The 1,737-nt window shown below is 72.7% G+C and carries 3 protein-coding genes; 1 reads left to right on the forward strand and 2 read right to left on the reverse strand.

Features of this window, described 5'->3' with window-relative positions:
* On the reverse strand, window positions 1-498 hold a 498-nt coding region (locus tag WA805_RS10135; RefSeq protein WP_425242215.1), incomplete at its 3' end, for an ArgP/LysG family DNA-binding transcriptional regulator.
* Window positions 499-578: 80 nt separating this feature from the next.
* Here WA805_RS10135 and WA805_RS10140 point away from each other — a divergent pair.
* Window positions 579-1,178: a LysE/ArgO family amino acid transporter gene (locus WA805_RS10140; protein WP_422289890.1), complete on the forward strand. Its 600-nt coding sequence runs from the start codon at window positions 579-581 to the stop codon at window positions 1,176-1,178.
* Here WA805_RS10140 and WA805_RS10145 read toward each other — a convergent pair.
* On the reverse strand, window positions 1,175-1,579 hold the full coding sequence (locus tag WA805_RS10145; RefSeq protein ID WP_422289892.1) for a VOC family protein: 405 nt from the start codon (window positions 1,577-1,579) through the stop codon (window positions 1,175-1,177). The genes WA805_RS10140 and WA805_RS10145 overlap by 4 nt on opposite strands.
* Between the last annotated feature and the right edge of the window lie 158 nt (window positions 1,580-1,737).

Here is a 1,737-nt window from a genome sequence, read left to right on the forward strand (position 1 = left end):
GGCCGCGGGCACGTAGCGCAGCGCGCCAAGCGGCTCGACGGAGCACCCCTGCACCGCCTCTGGATCGCTGGTCACCGCGGCGAGCACGTCGCCGCTGCGCAGCAGCTGCTGCGAGTAGGCCTGGTCGTCCACCTGCAGCCGGATCGCGGTGCCATCCCACCCCGCCGCCGTCGCGAGCACGTCGCGGAACCAGGTGGTCAGGGAGTCGGCGTTGACCGCCACCGGCAGCTCCACGGTGGTCACCGCGCCGAGCGCCTCGCTCGCCTCGTCGTACAGCAGCCGCGTCTGCCTGCCGAGGCGCACCAGCCGCTCGCCGTGCGGTGTCGGCCGGCACGGCGCGCCCCGGCTGACCAGCACCTGGCCCGCTATCGCCTCCAGCGCGCGGACCCGCTGGCTGACCGCGCTCGGGGTGATGTGCAGCTCCCTGGCGGCCGCCTCGAAGCTTCCGTGCTCGGCGATGGCGACCAGGGCGTCCAGCTGGCCCGGGTTGAGGTCCACGGCGACAAGTTAAGCACAGCTAACCGATCAGTAGAAACATTCGTTTGCCTTCACACTGCCGGCCGCCTAGCGTCGAAGCCGTGACCAACGCTCTTGATGGGCTGCTGACCGGACTCTCCCTGATCGTCGTGATCGGCGCGCAGAACGCCTACCTGCTGCGCCAGGGACTGCGCCGGATGCGCGTCGGCGTGATCGTCGCGATCTGCACGCTGTCCGATCTCGCGCTCATCGCCGCCGGGGTGAGCGGGATCGGCGCCGTGGTGCAGCACGCGGGATGGGCGCTGGTGGTCGTGCGCTGGTTCGGGGTCGCGTTCCTCGCGTGGTACGGGCTGTCCTCGGCATGGCGCGCCCGGCGCGGGGACGCGCTGCGGGCGGCGCCGGACGACCCGCGTTCCCGGCACGCGGTGGTGCGCCAGACGCTGGCGTTCACCTGGCTCAACCCGAACGTCTACCTCGACACCGTGGTGCTCATCGGCTCGATCGCGAACGCGCACGGCCCGTCGGGCCGCTGGTGGTTCGCCGCCGGCGCCGGCCTGGCGAGCGTGCTGTGGTTCACCAGCCTGGGATACGGCGCCCGGCTGCTCGCCCCGCTGCTCGCCACCGCGCGCGCCTGGCAGGTCCTTGACCTGCTCATCGCCGCGACGATGCTGCTGATCGCCGTCAGGCTGGCGCTCATCTAGTCGCCGAGTTCCTCGAACAGGGTGAGCTGCACGCCCGCCGGTGCCCGCAGCCGGGAGTTGAGGGAATTCCACGGCGTGACGGCAGGCCCGCCGATGACCTCGGCGCCGGCTGCGGAGAGCCCGGCGGTGGCCGCCCGCGCGTCATCGACCTCGAACGCGAGCCTGATGTGCGGGCTGACCCGCTGCCCGACCTCCACGCCGTCGATCATGGCCGCCTGGGCCGGGTTCGCCAGCTCGAGGGTCGCGTGCCCGGCGTCCAGGATCACCACCCGCGCGTCTCCGTCGCCGTGGAACGCGGCCTGCTCGGTGAGCCCGAGGACGTCACGGTAGAACGCGACCGCCTGGTCGAAGTCATCGGCCGTGACGACGACCCGCAACTGCCGGACTCTGCTCATGGTCATGGCGCCACAATACGAGAGTGCACCCGCGGTGCCCGGCTCCGGCAGCGGCAGGGCGCACTGGCACGTCACACGGTGACCCGGCCAGGCCCGGTGTCCCGCACGGCGGCCGCGAGCCGCTCCTCTCCCGCGGCGGCGCCGAACGAGGCGCGGGCGAACTC

The sequence above is a fragment of the Trebonia sp. genome (genome assembly GCF_049794275.1).
Classification (GTDB): Bacteria; Actinomycetota; Actinomycetes; order Streptosporangiales; family Streptosporangiaceae; genus Trebonia.